Raw genomic sequence first — 17,511 nt, forward strand, 5'->3', positions numbered from 1 at the left:
CACCGCGGCCGACCCGACACCCGCCCCGATCCGCCGGGGTCGCACCGCGCCCATCCGCCGGGGTCACACCGCGCCCAGCGCGTACACCGCGAACAGCGCCGCGCCGGCGCCCGCCGCCGTGCGCCACACCCGGGACGGCCACGGGGCGTCGATCCGCCGCGCCCAGCGGCCGACGACGGCCAGCACCACTCCGAAGACCGGCAGCCAGGCCAGTCGGGCGAGCACCCAGCCGAGCGACTCGGGCGCGGTGGTCAGCCCGGGCACCGCGCCCAGCAGCGAACCGGGCAGCGCCACCGCGAACATCGCGGTCTGGTGCCAGCAGAAGATCGTCATCGCGGAGAGGTTCACCACCACCACGGGCAGCCACAGCAGCGGACGGCGCAGCAGCCGGGCCAGCCGCCCGCGCAGCAGGATCGCCAGGCCGCACTGGGTCGCGGCGAGGGCCAGGACCAGCAGCGACGGCGGGTGCGAGTTGGTGCGGGCCGCGCCCGGGACGCCGACCATCGACGCGGGGTAGTGGAAGACCAGCAGCAGCACCGCGAACAGCGCCGCCCCGCCGAGGGCGAGCAGCCGGGCGCCGGAGCGGGAGATCCGACCCTGCGCCCAGGAGACGCCCAGCTGGTAGCCGAACAGCCAGCCCGGCAGCAGGTTGACCAGCGCCAGCCAGGACGGCACCGCGTCCGCCCAGGGGCCGTACCGCAGCAGGTCGACGACGGCGACGACGGCGAGCATCGGGGCCGCCGCCCAGCCGCCGAGCCGCCGCCCGAGCGCCTGGCAGAGCGGGGTGAGCGCGGTCGCCACCAGGTAGACGCCGATGTACCAGAGCGGCTGGACCACCAGCACCGCGCCGGTCCGCACCGTCCCCTCGGGCACGCCCGCCGCGCGCAGCAGCGGGATCAGCAGCGCCCACACGGCGGCCACCCCGAGCACCGGGCGGACCAGCCGCAGCACCCGGCCGCGCAGCCATCCGGCGGTGGACGCGCCGCGGGCGCGGGCCCGTTCCAGCGAGCGGGCCGAGGAGTACCCGCCGACCAGGAAGAACACGCCGAGCAGCTGCAGGAACCAGCTGAGCGGGGCGAACAGGCCGAGCGAGGCGAGCGGGCTGGCGTTGTGCAGGACGCCGTCGGCGCCGGTGCTGAAGCCGCCGAGCATCCAGTGGCCGAGCGGGACGGCGAGCAGGGCGACGGCGCGCAGCCCGTCCAGGGCGCGGTCGCGCGTCGCGGGGGTCCTCGCGTCCACGGAGGCGGCGGCCCGGCGGAGGGTCTCAGGCAGCATCGCGGGCCTCCGCGGTGCCGGCGGTGCCGGGCGCCGTGCCGAGGGCGACGGCCGCCGCCGCGGCGAGCGACTCCGTCCCCGGGGCGAAGTAGCCGGTGTGGCCGTGCGAGCCGCCCGAGGGGAGCGGCCGGGCGCCGAACGCCGGGTCGGTCGGGTCGGTGCCGTGGCCGAGGCCGGCCACCCGGACGAAGGGGACGCGGCCGATCCAGTCCTCGGCGTTGCGCTGCACCGCCCACACCGGGATCCGCAGCTCGGCGGCCCGGGCGAGGCCGGTGCCGGGGGAGCCGAGCACCACCAGGTCGGAGATCCGCTCCGGTCCGGCGCCGGTGTGCCCGCACACCACGGACCCGTAGCTGTGGCAGAACACGGCGACCGGGCCGGTGAGCGGCGCGAGCCCGGCGACCAGGCGGTCGAGCCTGGCCGCCCCGGCCCTCGCCAGGTCCTCGGTGGCGGCGTCGAGGCCCACCCCGACCGGTGTGGTGTAGCCGGCCCAGGCGACCACGGCGACCTTGCCGCCGGTGGCGTCGCGCAGCGCGCGGGCCATCCCGGCGGGGGTGCCGTACGGGTCGCCCGCGCGGTCGAAGGTCATCAGGTCGATGTCCGAGCCGGGGACGACCACCGCCGTCCGCCGGGCGGCGGTCAGGTCGCCGTACACCTCGGCGACCTGGCCCCGGCCGCGCGGGTCGAAGGCGAGGATCTGCCGGCCGGCCAGCGCGGCGTAGCGCTCGGCCCGCGCGCGGGCGGCCTCGCGGTCGCGGCCGGACAGGCCGGGGTCGGCGGCGCGGGCCAGTTCGTGCCGGCGCTCCTCGGCGAGGGCCAGTCCGTTGGCCAGGTAGCGCAGCGCGGGCGGTGCGCCGTCCAGGTTGCCGACCACCAGCGGGTGGCGGACGGCGAGCGCCCGCCGCTGGTCGAGCGGCAGCCGCTCGAAGAAGGCGGCGACCTCGGCCGGGCCGGCGCCGGCCGGGTCGGGCAGCGGCACGCCGAGGACGGTGTCGGCGCGCCAGGCCGCCGCGCCGGGCGGCGGGCCGGTGACCGGCGACTGGGTGTCCGCGGCGGCGAAGGAGCCGACGCCGAGGACGGCGGTCAGCGCCAGTGCGGTGGCGGCGAGCGTGCGCCGGAAGCGCTGCATGGGGGGTTCCTCCCTGTCCGGTGGTCCGGTGAACGGGAGGAAGGTAGGGAGCGGACGCCTCACGGGGCGTCACCCCGCAGTGCTGACCGGGGCGTCATACCCCGGTATCAGCGGTGCCAGGACGGCGGGCGCCGAGCCCGGAGACGACCTAGCCGCCGGGCTGCACCAGGCCCGACTCGTAGGCCAGGACCACGGCCTGCGCGCGGTCGCGCAGGTCGAGCTTGGCGAGGATCCGGCCGATGTGGGTCTTGACGGTCTGTTCGGCGACCACCAGGTGCGCGGCGATCTCCTGGTTGGACAGGCCGCGGGCGATCAGCTCCAGCACCTCGGTCTCGCGCGGCGTCAGCCCGTTGAGCTTCAGCGCGGGGTCGCGGCGCGGCGCGGGCCGGTTCCGCGCGAAGTCGGCGATCAGGCGGCGGGTGACCGAGGGAGCGAGCAGCGCGTCGCCGGCGGCGACCACCCGGACGGCGGCGATCAGGTCGGCGGGCGGCGCGTCCTTGAGCAGGAAGCCGCTGGCCCCGGCGCGCAGCGCCTCGTACACGTAGTCGTCGACGTCGAAGGTGGTCAGCATCAGCACCTTCGGCCGGTGCACCACGCCCGGCGGCGGGTCGAGCAGGCGGCGGGCGGCCTCCAGGCCGTCCATCTCGGGCATCCGGACGTCCATCAGCACCACGTCGGGGTGGGTGCGCCCGGCGGCCTCGACGGCCTGCTTCCCGTCGGCGGCGTCGCCGACCACGTCGATGTCGCTCTGCGCGCCGAGCAGCGCGGCGAACCCGGCCCGGACCATGGCCTGGTCGTCGACCACGAGTACGCGGATGGTCATCAGGAAGCCTCCCCGAGGGCGGTGTCGAGCGGCAGTACGGCGGCGACCCGGAAGCCGCCGTCCGGCGTCGGCCCGGTGTCCAGGGTGCCGGCCAGCAACCGTACCCGTTCCCGCATGCCGACCAGGCCGTGGCCGCCGGCACTGCCCGGCTCGACCGCCGAATCCCCGCCCGGTGCCGGTCCGTTGACCACGCTCACCCGCAACGCGCGGTCGGTGGGCGAGACCTCCACCGCGACGGCGGAACCCGGCGCGTGCCGTACCACGTTGGCCAGCGCCTCCTGCACGATCCGGTACGCGGAGAGCGTGACCGCCTCCGGCAGGTCCAGCGCCGCGGTCTCCCCGGCGAGTGTCAACTCGGCCCGCACGCCCGCCTGCCCGACCGTCTCCACCAGCCGGGGCAGGTCGGCCAGGCCGGGCTGCGGGGCCTTGTCGGCCTCCGCCTCCTCGCTGCGCAGCACGCCGAGCAGCCGGCGCATCTCGCCGAGCGAGCCGCGGGCGGCGGCGGCGATGGCGGCGAACTCCTCGGCCGCCCCGGCGGGCAGCCCGGTGATCCGGTACGGCGCGCTGTCGGCCTGCACGGCGATCACCGACATGTGGTGGGCGACCACGTCGTGCAGCTCGCGGGCGATCCGGGCCCGCTCCTCCAGCAGGGTGGCGCGGGCCCGCTCGGCCTCGCTGATCTCCTTCTGCCGGGCCAGGCTGGCCTGCGCCTCGCCCCGGCCGCGCAGGCTCCAGGTGAGCAGCAGGACAGCGCCGGAGAGCACCACGGTGACGATCGAGACCTCGTCGAAGCGCCCGGGGAAGCCCGCCCCGGCGACCGCTGTGCCGAGCGCGGTGACCAGCCAGACCGCGATCAGGGTCCGGCCGCGCTCGCGCAGGCCGAGCCCGACCATCAGGAAGACGTACGACAGCAGCGTGGTCACCGGCCACGGCCACGGCCCGGCCTCGTCCGGCGAACCGTAGGTGAGCACCGCCCCGGCGAGCACCGCGGGCGCGGCGACCCACCAGGCCTGCAGCGGGCGGGAGACCGCGACCAGCAGCGGCACCGACTGGGCGATGGCGAGCACCGTCGCCAGGTAGCCGCCGACGCCGTACACGGCGGCGAGCTGGACGATCCCGGTGGGCAGCAGGGTGGCGACCATCGCCCCGGCCACCGCGTACGGCAGCGCGCGCAGCCAGCGGCGGGGGGAGCCGGCCAGCAGCGGGCGCTGGTCGGGGGAGGGCTCGGTGAGGGCGCGGGCCAGGCTGTTCCAGGGGTTCACCCGACCTGAGCGTAGGGACCGCCGGCGCGGATGTCGTCGTACCGGGGAGCCGTCCGCCGTGTCATACCCCGGTACGACACCGGGCCGGGGTCAGCGCCAGGAGCCGGCCAGGGCGGGGCCGAGCTGGTCGAAGTGGCGCTCGATCATCTCGATCATGCCGTCCGGCCCCTTCTCGTGGGCCCGGCCGTCGCCGGCCCAGGAGAGGTGGGAGTGGCGGATCACCGCGCCGAAGACCGCAGCGAGCAGCCGGGGGCGCAGGTCCACCGCCGGGTCGAGGTTCTCCCGCTCGGCCAGTACCCCGGCGACCACCTGCTCCTGCTGGGTGGAGTGCCGCAGGTGTGCGGCGAGCAGGGTCGGGGTGTTCTCGATCAGCTCGAACAGCTCCAGCGCGGCGGTGACCCCGCCGGGGCCGCTGGCCCGGGTGGCGGCCAGGGTGCGCCAGGTCTGGGTGATCGCGGCGCGCATCGCCTGCAGCGGGTTCTCCTCCGCGGGGCGGGCGCGCAGGCAGTCGATGAAGAAGTCCTCGGCGTCGGCGATGACGGCGAGCGCGACCTCCTCCTTGTTGGCGAAGTACCGGAAGAAGGTGCGCTGCGAGACGTCCACGGCGGCGGCGATCTCGTCGACCGTGGTCCGGCCGTACCCCTGCTGCAGGAAGAGCGTGTGCGCGGCGTCCACCAGCGCGTCGCGGGTCCGCTGCTTCTTGCGCTCGCGCAGCCCGAGCACGCGGCAGCCGGCGGCGGTGGTGGGGGCGGTGAGCTGCGTGGCCATGGGTCCAACGATAGCGCTCTGACAATTGGCACCCTGCGACATACGTCACTCTTTGCCGAATGTCAGCGACTGACATAATGTTCCCCCGGGTGGCGCCCGCCAGGCCGGACGACTCGTGGGGACGGGTGGGCCGGGGCGCCACCCCCCAAGCCCGCCGTCACACCCAGGGAAGGCCCAGCCATGAGCCAGTCCGTACTCGACTCGGAGAAGGCGGCCGCACCGCCCGGACCCCGGGGCAGCCTCAAGGGACACCCCTGGCTGACGCTGCTCACCGTCGCCGTCGGCGTCATGATGGTCGCCCTCGACGGCACCGTGGTCGCCATCGCCAACCCGGTCATCCAGGCCGACCTCGGCGCCTCGCCGGCCGACATCCAGTGGGTCACCAGCGGCTACCTGCTGGCCCTCGCGGTCTTCCTGATCACCGCCGGCAAGATCGGCGACCGGTTCGGCCACAAGTCGACCTTCCTGGTCGGCGCGGCCGGCTTCGCCGTCACCTCCGCCGCGATCGGCTTCGCCGGCTCGATCCAGCAGGTCATCCTGTTCCGCGTGCTCCAGGGCCTGTTCGGCGCGCTGCTCCAGCCCGCCGCCCTCGGCCTGCTGCGCGGCGCCTTCCCGGCGGACAAGCTGAACATGGCGATCGGCATCTGGGGCGGCGTCATCGGCGCCTCGACCGCCGCCGGCCCGATCGTCGGCGGCCTGCTGGTCGAGCACGTCAGCTGGGAGTCGGTGTTCTTCATCAACGTCCCGGTCGGCCTGGTCGCCGTCGCGCTCGGCCTGCTGATCCTCAAGGACGTGCGCGCCGAGAACGCCGCCAAGTCCTTCGACATCCCGGGCATCGTGCTGCTCTCCGGGGCGATGTTCATGCTGGTCTGGGGCATCATCAAGGCCCCGACCTGGGGCTGGGGCGACCCGGCCACCCTGCTCTTCCTCGGCGGCGCGGTGCTCGCCATGGTGGCCTTCGCCTTCTGGCAGACCAAGGCCAAAGAGCCGCTGATCCCGCTCAGCCTGTTCCGCTCGGTGCCGCTGTCGGCGGGCACCCTGCTGATGGTGCTGATGGCGTTCGCCTTCTTCGGCGGCGTCTTCTTCGTGACCTTCTACCTGCAGAACGTGCACGGCATGTCGCCGGTCGACGCCGGCGTCCACCTGCTGCCGATGACCGCCATGATGATCGTCGGCGCGCCGGTGGCCGGCTTCGCCATCGGCAAGATCGGCCCGCGCATCCCGATCGTGGCCGGCATGCTCTTCACCACCGCCGCGATGCTCGGCATGTCCACCCTGGAGACCGACTCCGGCAACGGCGTGATGGCGCTCTGGTTCGTGCTGATGGGCCTCGGCCTCAGCCCCGTCATGGTCGGCGCCACCGAGGTCATCGTCGGCAACGCCCCGCTGGAGCTGTCCGGCGTGGCCGGCGGCCTGCAGCAGGCCGCGATGCAGGTCGGCGGCAGCCTCGGCACCGCCGTGCTCGGCGCGGTGATGGCCGCCAAGGTCACCGACGTCCTCCCCGGCAACCTCGCCGAGGCAGGCCTGACCCAGCTGGACCCGGCCCAGGCCGAGGGGTTCAAGCAGGCCGCCCAGCTCGGCATCGCGCCGAAGGAGGGCCTGCCGGCCGACCTGGTCCAGCCGGTTGCCGACGCCGTCCACACCTCGTTCGTCAGCGGCATGTCGCTGGCCTTCGTGGTCGCCGCGGTCGTCGCCTTCATCGCCGCCGGCCTCGGCCTGCTCACCAAGCGCGGCGCCAACGACGCCGGCCCGGCCGTGCACATCTGACCGACGCGGCCCGACCCACCGCCGACCGGAACCCCCGGTCGGCGGTGGCGTTTTCCCCGGACGCTCAGTTCAGCCGGCGCAGCGTCTCGGCGACCAGCTCGGCCGCCTCGTGGACGAAGCGGACCCGCTCCTCCAGCTCCAGCTCCGGGAAGTAGTCCTTCAGCCGCAGCTGCGCCGCCTCCGGCGTCAGCCGGACCTCGGTCAGCAGGAATTCGGCCCGGGCGATGATGTCCTCGCGCATGCCCTGATTCTGCGCGCGCCCCGCCTGCGGGGTGAGACTGGGAGCAGGGGTGTCACCAGATTGCGGGAACGTCATGGGCTCTCAGGACGACGACCAACAGGTGATCGCCGGACGCTACCGGCTGCTGGAGCGGATCGGCCGGGGCGGCATGGGTACCGTCTGGCTCGCCGAGGACGTGAAGCTGGCCCGCCGGGTCGCGGTCAAGGAGCTCAGCGTCAGCGGCGTCCCCGAGAGCGAACTGCCCACGCTGCACTCCCGGATGCTCCAGGAGGCCCGGGCCGCGGCCCAGGTCCACCATCCGGGCGTGATCACCGTCCATGACGTGCTGGAGCAGGACGGCCGGCCGTGGATCGTGATGGAGCTGATCGACGGCCAGTCTCTCGCCGATGTGATCGCCACCGAGGGAACCCTGATCCCGCGGGACGCCGCCCGGGTCGGCGAGCAGGTGCTGGCCGCCCTCGACCAGGCGCACCGGCACGGGGTGCTGCACCGCGACGTGAAGCCCGCCAACGTGCTGCTGGAACGCGGTGGGAGGGTCGTCCTCACCGACTTCGGCATCGCGGTGCTGGCCGGCTCGCCCGGGCTGACCCGTACCGGGGACATCGTCGGCTCGCCGGACTATGTGGCCCCCGAGCGGATCACCGGCCACCGTCCCGGCCCCGAGTCCGACCTGTGGTCGCTGGGCGCGACGCTCTACGCGGCGGTCGAGGGCCAGTCCCCGTTCCACCGCACCACCACCATGTCCACCCTCCAGGCGGTGATCAGCGAGCCGCTGCCCGAGCCCCGGTACGCGGGCCGGCTCACGCCGGTGATCGAGGCGCTGCTGCGCAAGGACCCGGCCGAGCGACCCACCGCCGAGGAGGCCCGCCTGCTGCTGCACGAGGTCGCCACCGGGTCCACCGGCGCCACCCTGCCGCACCCGCCGACGGCGGTCGCCCGCCCCGACGAGGGCGAGCCCACCAGCACCACCCCGCCGACCCCGGTCCCGCCGCTGCCGCCCCCGCACACCCCACCGGCCCCGACGCCGGGGCCGCCGCCGCTGACGCCCGCGACGCCCCCGACCCCGGTGCCGTCACCGCCGACGCCCCCGACCCCGGTGTCGCCCCTGCCGGCGGCCGCCGTCCCGGCGGCGTACGGCGGGCAGACGCCGCCCGGGCCGCCCACCACCCCGCCGTTACCGCCCTCCGCGGCCGACGGCGGCGCGCACCGCCGGAAGCTGCTGATCGTCGGCGGTGCGATCGCGGCCGTGCTGGTCGCGGGCGGCGTGACCTTCGCGATGGTGGGCGGCGGCTCCGACGGCGGCGGCGAGGCCGCCGTGGTCGCCCCGAGCAGCCCCACCGACACGTACGTGTCGCCGAGCCCGACGCCGACCCCCACACCGGAGCCGAGCACGGCCACCGCCACCGCGACCTCCACCCGGACCGTCACCACGGCCCCGTCATCGACCGCGGCCGCTTCCGGCTCGACCGCGGCGCCGGCCGGCTACCGCTGGGTGGACGACCCGGCGGGCTTCCGGGTCGCCGTGCCGCAGGGCTGGACCCGCTCGGAGAACAACGGCCAGATCGACTACAGCCCGGACGGCGGCGTCCACCTGCTGCGCTTCGGGGTGACCCCGGGGGCCACCAAGACCTCCGAGGAGCACTTCCTGGAGCTGGAGCAGACCGTCAGCACCTACCCGGACTACCAGCGGATCCTGCTGGCGGCCGACACCTACCAGGGCCGTCCCGGCGCGGCGTGGGAGTTCACCTGGACCGACCCGAAGCAGGGCACCCGGCACGCCGTCGACCAGGCGTTCATCGCCACCAGCGGCACCGAGTACGCGATCTACCTCTCCGGACCGGAGTCCGACTGGACCTCCACCCAGCAGCGCCTGGTCACCGTCCTCAACAGCTTCACGGTGAAGTAACCGCCGGAGAAAGCCCGAGGGCCGGACTCCCGTCGGGAGTCCGGCCCTCGGTCAGCGTGACGATCAGGCGTCGCCGCCCGCCGCGCCCGGGTGGGCGGCGGCCACGTCGAGCAGCTGGTAGCGGTCGATGGCCGCCTTCAGCAGGCTGCGGTCGATCTTGCCCTGCTTGGCGAGCTCGGTGAGCACGCCGAGCACGACCGACTGCGCGTCGATGTGGAAGAAGCGACGCGCCGCACCGCGGGTGTCGGCGAAGCCGAAGCCGTCGGCACCGAGCGACTGGTACTGGCCCGGAACCCAGCGGGAGATCTGGTCCGGCACCGCGCGCATCCAGTCGGACACCGCGACGAACGGACCCTCCGCGCCGGAGAGCTTCTGCGTCACGTACGGGACGCGCTGCGGCTCCTCCGGGTGCAGCAGGTTGAACTCCTCCGCCTCGACGGCGTCGCGGCGGAGCTCGTTCCAGGAGGTCGCCGACCAGACGTCCGCCTTGACGTTCCACTCCTCGGCGAGGATCCGCTGCGCCTCCAGGGCCCACGGCACCGAGACGCCGGACGCCAGGATCTGCGCCGGGATCTGGCCCGCGTCACCGTCGCGGAGCTTGTAGATGCCGCGCAGGATGCCGTCGACGTCGACGCCCTCCGGCTCGGCCGGCATCTTGATCGGCTCGTTGTAGACGGTGATGTAGTAGAAGACGTCCTCGCCGTTCGGGTGTTCGGCGGAGCTGCCGTACATCCGGCGGATGCCGTCCTGCATGATGTGCGCGATCTCGTAGCCGTACGCGGGGTCGTACGCGACGACGCCCGGGTTGGTCGAGGCGAGCAGGTGCGAGTGGCCGTCGGCGTGCTGCAGGCCCTCACCGGTCAGCGTGGTGCGACCGGCGGTGGCGCCGATGACGAAGCCGCGGGCCAGCTGGTCGGCCATCTGCCAGAACTGGTCGCCGGTGCGCTGGAACCCGAACATCGAGTAGAAGACGTAGACCGGGATCAGCGGCTCGCCGTGCGTCGCGTAGGACGAACCGGCGGCGATCAGCGAGGCGGTGCAGCCGGCCTCGGAGATGCCGTCGTGCAGCATCTGGCCGGTCGGGGACTCCTTGTACGCCAGCAGCAGCTCGCGGTCGACCGACTCGTAGGTCTGGCCGAGCGGGTTGTAGATCTTGGCGGACGGGAAGAGCGAGTCCATGCCGAAGGTGCGGTACTCGTCGGGCGCGATCGGCACGAAGCGGTTGCCGATGCCCTTGTCCCGCATCAGGTCCTTGAGCACGCGGACGAACGCCATGGTGGTGGCGATGGTCTGCTGGCCGGAGCCCTTCTTGACCGCCTTGTACGCGTCGTCGCCGGGGAGCTCCAGCTTGCGCGGGCGCACCTTGCGGGTCGGCACGTAGCCGCCCAGCTCGGAGCGGCGGTCGTGCATGTACTGGATCTCTTCCGAGTTGCGGCCCGGGTGGTAGTAGGGCGGGTAGCCCTCGTCCAGCTGCTTGTCGGTGATCGGCAGGTGCAGCCGGTCGCGGAAGCGCTTCAGGTCCTCGACCGTCAGCTTCTTCATCTGGTGGGTGGCGTTGCGGCCCTCGAAGTTGGGGCCCAGCGTCCAGCCCTTGACCGTCTGGGCGAGGATGACCGTCGGCTGGCCCTTGTGCTCGCGGGCGGCCTTGAACGCGGCGTAGATCTTCTTGTGGTCGTGGCCGCCGCGACCCAGGTGCTGGATCTGGTGGTCGGTCATGTTCTCGACCATCTGGCGCAGCCGCAGGTCGCCGCCGAAGAAGTGGTCGCGGATGTACGCGCCGGTCTCGGTCGCGTAGGTCTGGAACTGGCCGTCCACCGTGGTGTTCAGCTTGTTGACCAGGACGCCGTCGCGGTCCTGCGCGAGCAGCGGGTCCCAGGAGCGGTCCCAGACCAGCTTGATCACGTTCCAGCCGGCGCCGCGGAACTGCGACTCCAGCTCCTGGATGATCTTGCCGTTGCCGCGGACCGGGCCGTCGAGGCGCTGCAGGTTGCAGTTGACCACGAAGGTCAGGTTGTCCAGGCCCTCGCGGGCGGCCAGGGACAGCTGGCCGAGCGACTCCGGCTCGTCCATCTCGCCGTCGCCCAGGAAGGCGTACACGTGCGAGTCGGAGGTGTCCTTGATGCCGCGGTGCTCCAGGTACCGGTTCATCCGGGCCTGGTAGATCGCGCCGAGCGGGCCGAGGCCCATGGAGACGGTCGGGAACTCCCAGAAGTCCGGCATCAGCCGCGGGTGCGGGTAGCTGGACAGGCCGTAGGGGGCCTTCGACTTCTCCTGGCGGAACGCGTCGAGCTGGGTCTCGCTCAGTCGGTCCAGCAGGAAGGCGCGGGCGTAGATGCCGGGGGAGGCGTGACCCTGGAAGAAGATCTGGTCGCCGCTCTCGCCCTCGGCGTCCTTGCCGCGGAAGAAGTAGTTGAAGCCCACGTCGTAGAGCGACGCGGACGAGGCGAAGGTGGCGATGTGGCCGCCGACGCCGATGCCGGGGCGCTGGGCGCGGGAGACCATAACGGCCGCGTTCCAGCGGGTCGCGTTGAGGATCTTGCGCTCGATCTCCTCGTTGCCGGGGAAGAACGGCTCGTCCTTGGTCGCGATGGTGTTGACGTAGTCCGTGCTGCGCATCTCGGGCACGGCGACACGCTTCTCACGGGCGCGCTCGATCAGCCGCAGCATCAGGTAGCGCGCACGCTCGCGCCCCCGCTCGTCGATGGCAGCGTCAAGCGACTCCAGCCACTCCGCGGTCTCCTCGGGATCGAAGTCCGGGACCTGGCTCGGGAGGCCGCCAATGATGATCGGGTTGCGATCGGATCCGGAAGCCACGCTGTTCCTTCACTGTCGGTCGAAAATGTGTCGCGCCGCCTCCATCGTGCTACCGCGCTCGGAGATCCGTCATCTCTACCGATCGGTAACCGTTGCACCTGGTGAGGTGCCCCGGTCAGGAGGTGGTCCGACCTTGGACCCCGACCGAACGATGGCGGCCGGTCGGGATGAGGGCCAACAGGAGACTCTACGCCCGCACCCGCTCCTCCCCCGAATGCCGTTCGCATCTCGGTCACCTGTTCAGGGCTCGCACGCGCTGCGGACCGGTCCCCGGCGAAGCATGCTGGGTCCGTACAGAGAAGGGCAAAGTGGTGTGATCCGTGACACACCGGTCGGCGTGTCCCCCCGCGACACGTCAACCTTTGGGTGGGATCGGGGGTCGGGTACTTGCGCGAACCGCCGGTCCCGTGTGGACTACGGCCACAGCCTCGGCATGGACGCCGAGCCGAATACTGGAGGTCAATCCCGTGAGCGCGACCGCGGACCCCGCGGACAAGTCCAACCCGGCAGCTCGTCTGGGCTTCGAAGAAGGCCAGATCATCCAGGAGCTCGGGTACGACGATGACTGTGACCAGGAACTCCGCGAAGGCGTGGAGGAGGTCACTGGCGGTGAGCTCGTCGACGAGGACTACGACGACGTCGCAGACGGCGTCCTGCTGTGGCACCGCGAGGAGGACGGGGATCTCACCGATGCCCTGGTCGACGCGCTGGAGTACCTGGCGGAGGGCGGCCTGATCTGGCTGCTGACCCCGAAGAAGGGTCGTGACGGGTACGTCGAGGCGCACGAGATCGCCGACGCGGCCAAGACCGCCGGCCTCTCGCAGACCAGCTCGGTCGCGATCGCCCAGGAGTGGGCGGGCACCCGCCTGGCCACCCCCAAGGCGCAGACTGCCCGACCCAAGCAGCGCTGAGCGCGCCGGTCTCACGGACCGCTTCGCCGAAGGCCCCGCTGGAGCTTCCTCCAGCGGGGCCTTCGCGTTCCCCGGGGCGGGCTGTAGGTGCCTCCGGTGACCTTGTTCACCCAGGGCGAAACAGGCCCCCTTCCAGCCGGTAGCCCTCACCCGAACGGCGGAAACCACCCGATCGGATGCGAGGATGCAGGGCCCACAACCCGTCGAGGAAGGTCTCCCACCATGACCATTGAGGTCGGCAGCGCGGCTCCGGACTTCGAGCTGAAGAACCAGCACGGCGAGTCCGTCAAGCTCTCGGACTACCGCGGCGAGAAGAACGTCGTCCTGGTCTTCTACCCGTTCGCCTTCACCGGCGTCTGCACCGGCGAGGTCTGCGAGATCCAGAAGGAGCTCCCGCGCCTGCAGAACGACGACGTGCAGGTCCTGGCGGTCTCCAACGACTCCCCGTTCACCCTGCGCATCTTCGCCGAGCAGCAGGGCCTGGAGTACCCGCTGCTGTCGGACTTCTGGCCGCACGGCGACATCTCCCGCAAGTACGGCGTCTTCAACGACGACAAGGGCTGCGCCGTGCGCGGCACCTTCGTCATCGACAAGGACGGCGTGGTGCGCTGGTCGGTCGTGAACGGCCTGCCGGACGCCCGTGACACCCAGGAGTACCTGGCCGCCGTCGGCGCGCTCTGACACCTGCCTCCACCCGGCGGGCCGGCGCTCCCGTTCGGCCCGGCGTCGCCGTGAATTCGCACGGCCACGCCGGGCCGAAGGCTGCCGCCTGCGGGAACCCGGCACTACGATCGGGCCGTTGATGGATCAGGAATCCGATTCTGGGAGGACCACGTGGGTGTCAGCCTGAGCAAGGGCGGCAATGTCTCGCTCACCAAGGAGGCCCCCGGCCTCACCGCGGTGATCGTCGGTCTCGGGTGGGACGTCCGGTCCACCACCGGCACCGACTTCGACCTGGACGCGAGCGCCCTGCTCTGCACGGAGCAGGGCAAGGTCCGTTCGGACGCGGACTTCGTCTTCTTCAACAACCTGAAGAGCCAGGACGGCTCGGTCGAGCACACCGGTGACAACCTCACCGGTGAGGGCGAGGGCGACGACGAGCAGGTCAAGGTCAACCTGGCCGGCGTCCCGGCCGACGTGGCGAAGATCGTCTTCCCGGTCTCGATCTACGACGCCGAGAACCGCCAGCAGAACTTCGGCCAGGTCCGCAACGCCTTCATCCGCGTGGTGAACCAGGCCGGCGGCGCCGAGATCGCCCGTTACGACCTCTCCGAGGACGCCTCCACCGAGACCGCCATGGTCTTCGGCGAGCTCTACCGCAACGGCGAGGAGTGGAAGTTCCGCGCCATCGGCCAGGGCTACGCCTCCGGCCTGCGCGGCATCGCGCAGGACTTCGGAGTCAACGTCTGAGCCCAGAGGGCTATTGCATAGTCTTGGCGCCGGGGCCGGCGGAAGCGAGCAGCTTCCGCCGGCCCCGGCGTGTTGGCGCGCCCCGAGGGGCGCGGAGTTCAGGAAGTTCAGGTGGCCGCGCAGCGCTGCGGACGGCCCGGGGGGCGTAGACCTTCTGGGGTACGTCGGACCGGGGCGCGGTTCAAGGGGAGCCCCGGAGACGGGAGCTGGGAGGAAGTCCAATGAGTGTCACGCTCGCCAAGGGCGGCAACGTCTCGCTGACCAAGGCCGCGCCGAACCTGACCCAGGTGCAGATCGGCCTGGGCTGGGACGCCCGCTCGACCACCGGCGCCGCGTTCGACCTCGACGCCAGCGCGCTGCTGTGCGCCAGCGGCCGGGTGCTCGGCGACGAGTACTTCGTCTTCTACAACAACCTGAAGAGCCCCGAGGGTTCGGTCGAGCACCAGGGCGACAACCTGACGGGTGACGGCGACGGCGACGACGAGGTGGTGCAGGTCTACCTGGACCTGGTGCCGGCCCAGATCGACAAGGTCGTCTTCGCGGTGTCGATCTACGACGCCGACGCCCGGCTGCAGAACTTCGGCCAGGTCTCCAACGCCTACATCCGCGTGGTGAACCTGGCCGACGGGCAGGAGATCGCCCGTTACGACCTCTCGGAGGACGCCTCCACCGAGACGGCCATGATCTTCGGTGAGCTGTACCGGTACCAGGGGGAGTGGAAGTTCCGCGCGGTGGGCCAGGGCTACGCCTCCGGCCTGCGCGGGATCGCTCTCGACTTCGGCGTCAACGTACAGTAAAGAATTGGTCAACTCCAGTAATTCGAAAGGTAACTGACCCCGTGTTCTTCCGCACATTCGGATGGTCCTTCGCCATCACGATCGCCGGCCTGATCGCCGCAGGCCTGATCTGGGGGGCCGAAGGGTTCGGCGTCGTCCTGATCCTCTCGATCCTCGAGATCTCCCTCTCCTTCGACAACGCCGTCGTCAACGCCACCGTCCTCAAGCGGATGAACCCGTTCTGGCAGAAGATCTTTCTGACCGTCGGTGTGCTGATCGCCGTCTTCGGCATGCGCCTGATCTTCCCGCTGCTGGTGGTGGGCCTGACCGCGCACCTCAGCCCGGGCACCGTGATCGACCTGGCGCTCGACTCCAGCATGACGTACAACGGCATGACGTACGCGCAGTACCTGGAGGACGCCAACCCGGCCATCGCGGCCTTCGGTGGCATCTTCCTGCTGATGATCTTCCTCGACTTCATCTTCGAGGAGAAGGACTTCAACTGGCTGCGCTGGATCGAGAAGCCGCTGGAGAAGATCGGCAAGCTGGACGCGCTCTCCTCGGTGATCGCGCTGGTCGTGCTGGCCGTCTCCTCGCGCCTGTTCGCCGGTGAGCACGCCGAGACCGTCCTGCTGGCCGGCCTCTGCGGCCTCGCCACCTACCTCGCGGTCAACGGCCTCTCCAGCGTCTTCGAGTCCGGCCTGGAGGCGCAGGAGGAGGCCGAGGAGGAGGCCGAGAAGTCCGGCAAGTCGATCGTCCAGGTCGGCGGCAAGGCCGCGTTCTTCCTGTTCATGTACCTCGAGGTCCTCGACGCGTCCTTCTCCTTCGACGGCGTGGTCGGCGCGTTCGCGATCTCCCAGGACATCTTCCAGATCACCCTGGGCCTGGGCATCGGCGCGATGTACATCCGCTCGCTCACCGTCTTCCTGGTCCGCAAGGGCACCCTGGACGACTACGTGTACCTGGAGCACGGCGCGCACTACGCGATCGGCGCCCTGGCGCTGATCCTGCTGGCCTCCATCGAGTACCACATCCCGGAGATCGTCACCGGCCTGATCGGCGTCGCCTTCATCGGCGCGGCGCTGTTCTCCTCGGTGATGCGCAACCGCAAGGAGCAGACGCTGGAAGGCTCTACCTCCTCCGGCTGACGCCCGGCGCCGGGCGGCCGACCCGGTACGACACGAAAAGGCCCCGCACCTCCTCGGAGGTGCGGGGCCTTCGCGCTGTTCGGGTCAGCCGAGCTGCTGCTCGATGGCGCGGAGCTTGCGCTCCAGCGAGTCCAGCTTCGGCATCGAGAGGGTGTCGTCGTCCGAGGACAGGTCGATCGACGAGGAGTACGACGAACCGGTCGACGAGGAGTACGAGGACCCCGTCGACGAGGAGTAGGACGAGCCGGTGGAGCTGCCCACCGCGGCGACCGGCCGGCGGCCGGCGTTCAGCGCGGCCGGCTCCAGGGCGGACGGGCCGGAGCGGTCGGTCTGCTCCTCCGGGGCTAGGGCAGGCTCCGTAACGGGCTGCGCGTCACCGGAGGTGAGCGCCGGGACCTGGCGGGCGTGGCGGGCCCGGGCCAGCATGCCGCCTTGACGGGCGATCGCCTTCAGCTCGGCCCGCTCGCGGCGGTCGGCGCTGCGGGCGCGCACCTTGGCGTCCTGCTTGGCCTGGCGCTCCTCGCGGACCTCCTCGACCGCCTCGTCCAGGCTGCGGACGTTCTCCAGCAGCATCAGGGACCAGGCCGCGTAGGTCTCGCGCGGGGCGCGCAGCCAGCGGACGATGCGGATCTGCGGCAGCGGACGCGGGATCAGGCCCTGCTCGCGCAGCGCGGCGCGGCGGGTCTGCTTCAGCGCCCGGTCGAACAGGACGGCCGCCGAGATCGACATGCCGGCGAAGAACTGCGGGGCGCCGTCGTGCGCACCGCCGCGCGGCGCGTGCACCCAGTTGAACCAGGCCGAGGCGACCGCGAACAGCCACACCAGCAGGCGGGAGCCGAGCGCCGCGTCACCGTGGCTGGCCTCGCGGACCGCGAGGACGGAGCAGAACATGGCCGCGCCGTCGAGACCGAACGGGACCAGGTACTCCCAGCCGCCGGACAGGTTCAGGTTCTGCTGGCCGAAGCCGACCAGGCCGTGGAAGGACAGCGCGGCTGCGACGCCGGCGCAGCAGAACAGCAGCACGTACGAGGCACCGCCGTAGATGGCCTCCTTGCGGCGGCGGCGCTCCTCGGAGCGCTCCCAGGAGTCGGCGCTCTCCTCGGCACTGTTGTTCTTGAAACGCAGGAAGGCCACCAGGATGGCGGTGAACAGCAGGGCTGCGCCGCCGACTACGGCCCAGACCAGCTGTATGGAGGACAGGTTCATCGCGGGGAGGGCCTCGGCTTTCCGCAGGGCAGGGGAGACGGAGACGAAGGTGCCGTGGTGACGCAAGGGGGACAC

At 72.0% G+C, this 17,511-nt stretch carries 15 protein-coding genes; 7 read left to right on the forward strand and 8 right to left on the reverse strand.

What is annotated here, in order from left to right; translation table 11 throughout:
* Nucleotides 1-63: 63 nt before the first annotated feature.
* From ACGFX4_RS12380 to ACGFX4_RS12400, 5 genes are all read right to left on the reverse strand, one after another.
* Entirely contained in the window at nucleotides 64-1,275 is a 1,212-nt protein-coding gene (locus tag ACGFX4_RS12380) for an acyltransferase (RefSeq protein ID WP_393072414.1), read from the reverse strand.
* A complete protein-coding gene (locus tag ACGFX4_RS12385) occupies nucleotides 1,265-2,404 on the reverse strand; it encodes an alpha/beta hydrolase (RefSeq protein WP_393072416.1) in 1,140 nt (379 codons plus the stop codon). The genes ACGFX4_RS12380 and ACGFX4_RS12385 overlap by 11 nt, the downstream gene beginning before the upstream one ends.
* A 148-nt stretch (nucleotides 2,405-2,552) precedes the next feature.
* Nucleotides 2,553-3,227, reverse strand: a complete 675-nt coding sequence (locus ACGFX4_RS12390) for a response regulator (protein WP_393072419.1) — start codon at nucleotides 3,225-3,227, stop codon at nucleotides 2,553-2,555.
* Entirely contained in the window at nucleotides 3,227-4,489 is a 1,263-nt protein-coding gene (locus ACGFX4_RS12395; protein ID WP_393072422.1) for a sensor histidine kinase, read from the reverse strand. The genes ACGFX4_RS12390 and ACGFX4_RS12395 overlap by 1 nt, the downstream gene beginning before the upstream one ends.
* Nucleotides 4,490-4,579: 90 nt before the next feature.
* Nucleotides 4,580-5,257 carry a TetR/AcrR family transcriptional regulator gene (locus tag ACGFX4_RS12400; protein WP_393072424.1) on the reverse strand — a complete coding sequence of 226 codons (678 nt, stop codon included), beginning with the start codon at nucleotides 5,255-5,257 and terminating at the stop codon, nucleotides 4,580-4,582.
* Nucleotides 5,258-5,437: 180 nt separating this feature from the next.
* Between ACGFX4_RS12400 and ACGFX4_RS12405 the strand changes: the two genes are divergently transcribed.
* A complete protein-coding gene (locus tag ACGFX4_RS12405; RefSeq protein ID WP_393072426.1) occupies nucleotides 5,438-7,024 on the forward strand; it encodes an MFS transporter in 1,587 nt (528 codons plus the stop codon).
* A 64-nt stretch (nucleotides 7,025-7,088) separates the two neighbouring features.
* Here ACGFX4_RS12405 and ACGFX4_RS12410 read toward each other — a convergent pair whose 3' ends face one another.
* Nucleotides 7,089-7,265 carry a hypothetical protein gene (locus ACGFX4_RS12410; RefSeq protein WP_393072428.1) on the reverse strand — a complete coding sequence of 59 codons (177 nt, stop codon included), beginning with the start codon at nucleotides 7,263-7,265 and terminating at the stop codon, nucleotides 7,089-7,091.
* Between the two features lie 73 nt (nucleotides 7,266-7,338).
* Here ACGFX4_RS12410 and ACGFX4_RS12415 point away from each other — a divergent pair, with 73 nt between their 5' ends.
* Nucleotides 7,339-9,171 carry a serine/threonine-protein kinase gene (locus ACGFX4_RS12415; RefSeq protein ID WP_393072431.1) on the forward strand — a complete coding sequence of 611 codons (1,833 nt, stop codon included), beginning with the start codon at nucleotides 7,339-7,341 and terminating at the stop codon, nucleotides 9,169-9,171.
* A 63-nt stretch (nucleotides 9,172-9,234) separates the two neighbouring features.
* Here the strand turns inward: ACGFX4_RS12415 and aceE are convergent, their stop codons facing one another.
* Nucleotides 9,235-11,985, reverse strand: coding sequence for a pyruvate dehydrogenase (acetyl-transferring), homodimeric type (aceE, locus tag ACGFX4_RS12420; protein ID WP_393072434.1), 2,751 nt, complete (start codon nucleotides 11,983-11,985; stop codon nucleotides 9,235-9,237).
* Nucleotides 11,986-12,452: 467 nt separating this feature from the next.
* On the opposite strand from aceE, the gene ACGFX4_RS12425 reads away from it, so the two are divergent.
* The 5 genes from ACGFX4_RS12425 (at nucleotide 12,453) to ACGFX4_RS12445 (ending at nucleotide 16,230) form a co-directional block, all read left to right on the forward strand.
* Entirely contained in the window at nucleotides 12,453-12,896 is a 444-nt protein-coding gene (locus ACGFX4_RS12425; RefSeq protein ID WP_393072436.1) for a DUF3052 domain-containing protein, read from the forward strand.
* Nucleotides 12,897-13,118: 222 nt separating this feature from the next.
* On the forward strand, nucleotides 13,119-13,577 hold the full coding sequence (locus ACGFX4_RS12430) for a peroxiredoxin (protein WP_393072438.1): 459 nt from the start codon (nucleotides 13,119-13,121) through the stop codon (nucleotides 13,575-13,577).
* A 153-nt stretch (nucleotides 13,578-13,730) separates the two neighbouring features.
* A complete protein-coding gene (locus ACGFX4_RS12435) occupies nucleotides 13,731-14,306 on the forward strand; it encodes a TerD family protein (RefSeq protein ID WP_393072440.1) in 576 nt (191 codons plus the stop codon).
* Between the two features lie 221 nt (nucleotides 14,307-14,527).
* Complete coding sequence (locus tag ACGFX4_RS12440; protein WP_393072442.1) at nucleotides 14,528-15,103, forward strand: TerD family protein; 576 nt, start codon at nucleotides 14,528-14,530, stop codon at nucleotides 15,101-15,103.
* A gap of 41 nt (nucleotides 15,104-15,144) precedes the next feature.
* A complete protein-coding gene (locus ACGFX4_RS12445) occupies nucleotides 15,145-16,230 on the forward strand; it encodes a DUF475 domain-containing protein (protein ID WP_393072444.1) in 1,086 nt (361 codons plus the stop codon).
* A gap of 84 nt (nucleotides 16,231-16,314) precedes the next feature.
* Here the strand turns inward: ACGFX4_RS12445 and ACGFX4_RS12450 are convergent, their stop codons facing one another.
* The gene (locus tag ACGFX4_RS12450) at nucleotides 16,315-17,436 is read right to left on the reverse strand and encodes a DUF2637 domain-containing protein (RefSeq protein ID WP_393072806.1); all 1,122 of its coding nucleotides are present in this window, start codon (nucleotides 17,434-17,436) and stop codon (nucleotides 16,315-16,317) included.
* Nucleotides 17,437-17,511 lie beyond the last annotated feature (75 nt).

The organism is Kitasatospora sp. NPDC048365 (assembly GCF_043200835.1).
Classification (GTDB): Bacteria; Actinomycetota; Actinomycetes; order Streptomycetales; family Streptomycetaceae; genus Kitasatospora; species Kitasatospora terrestris.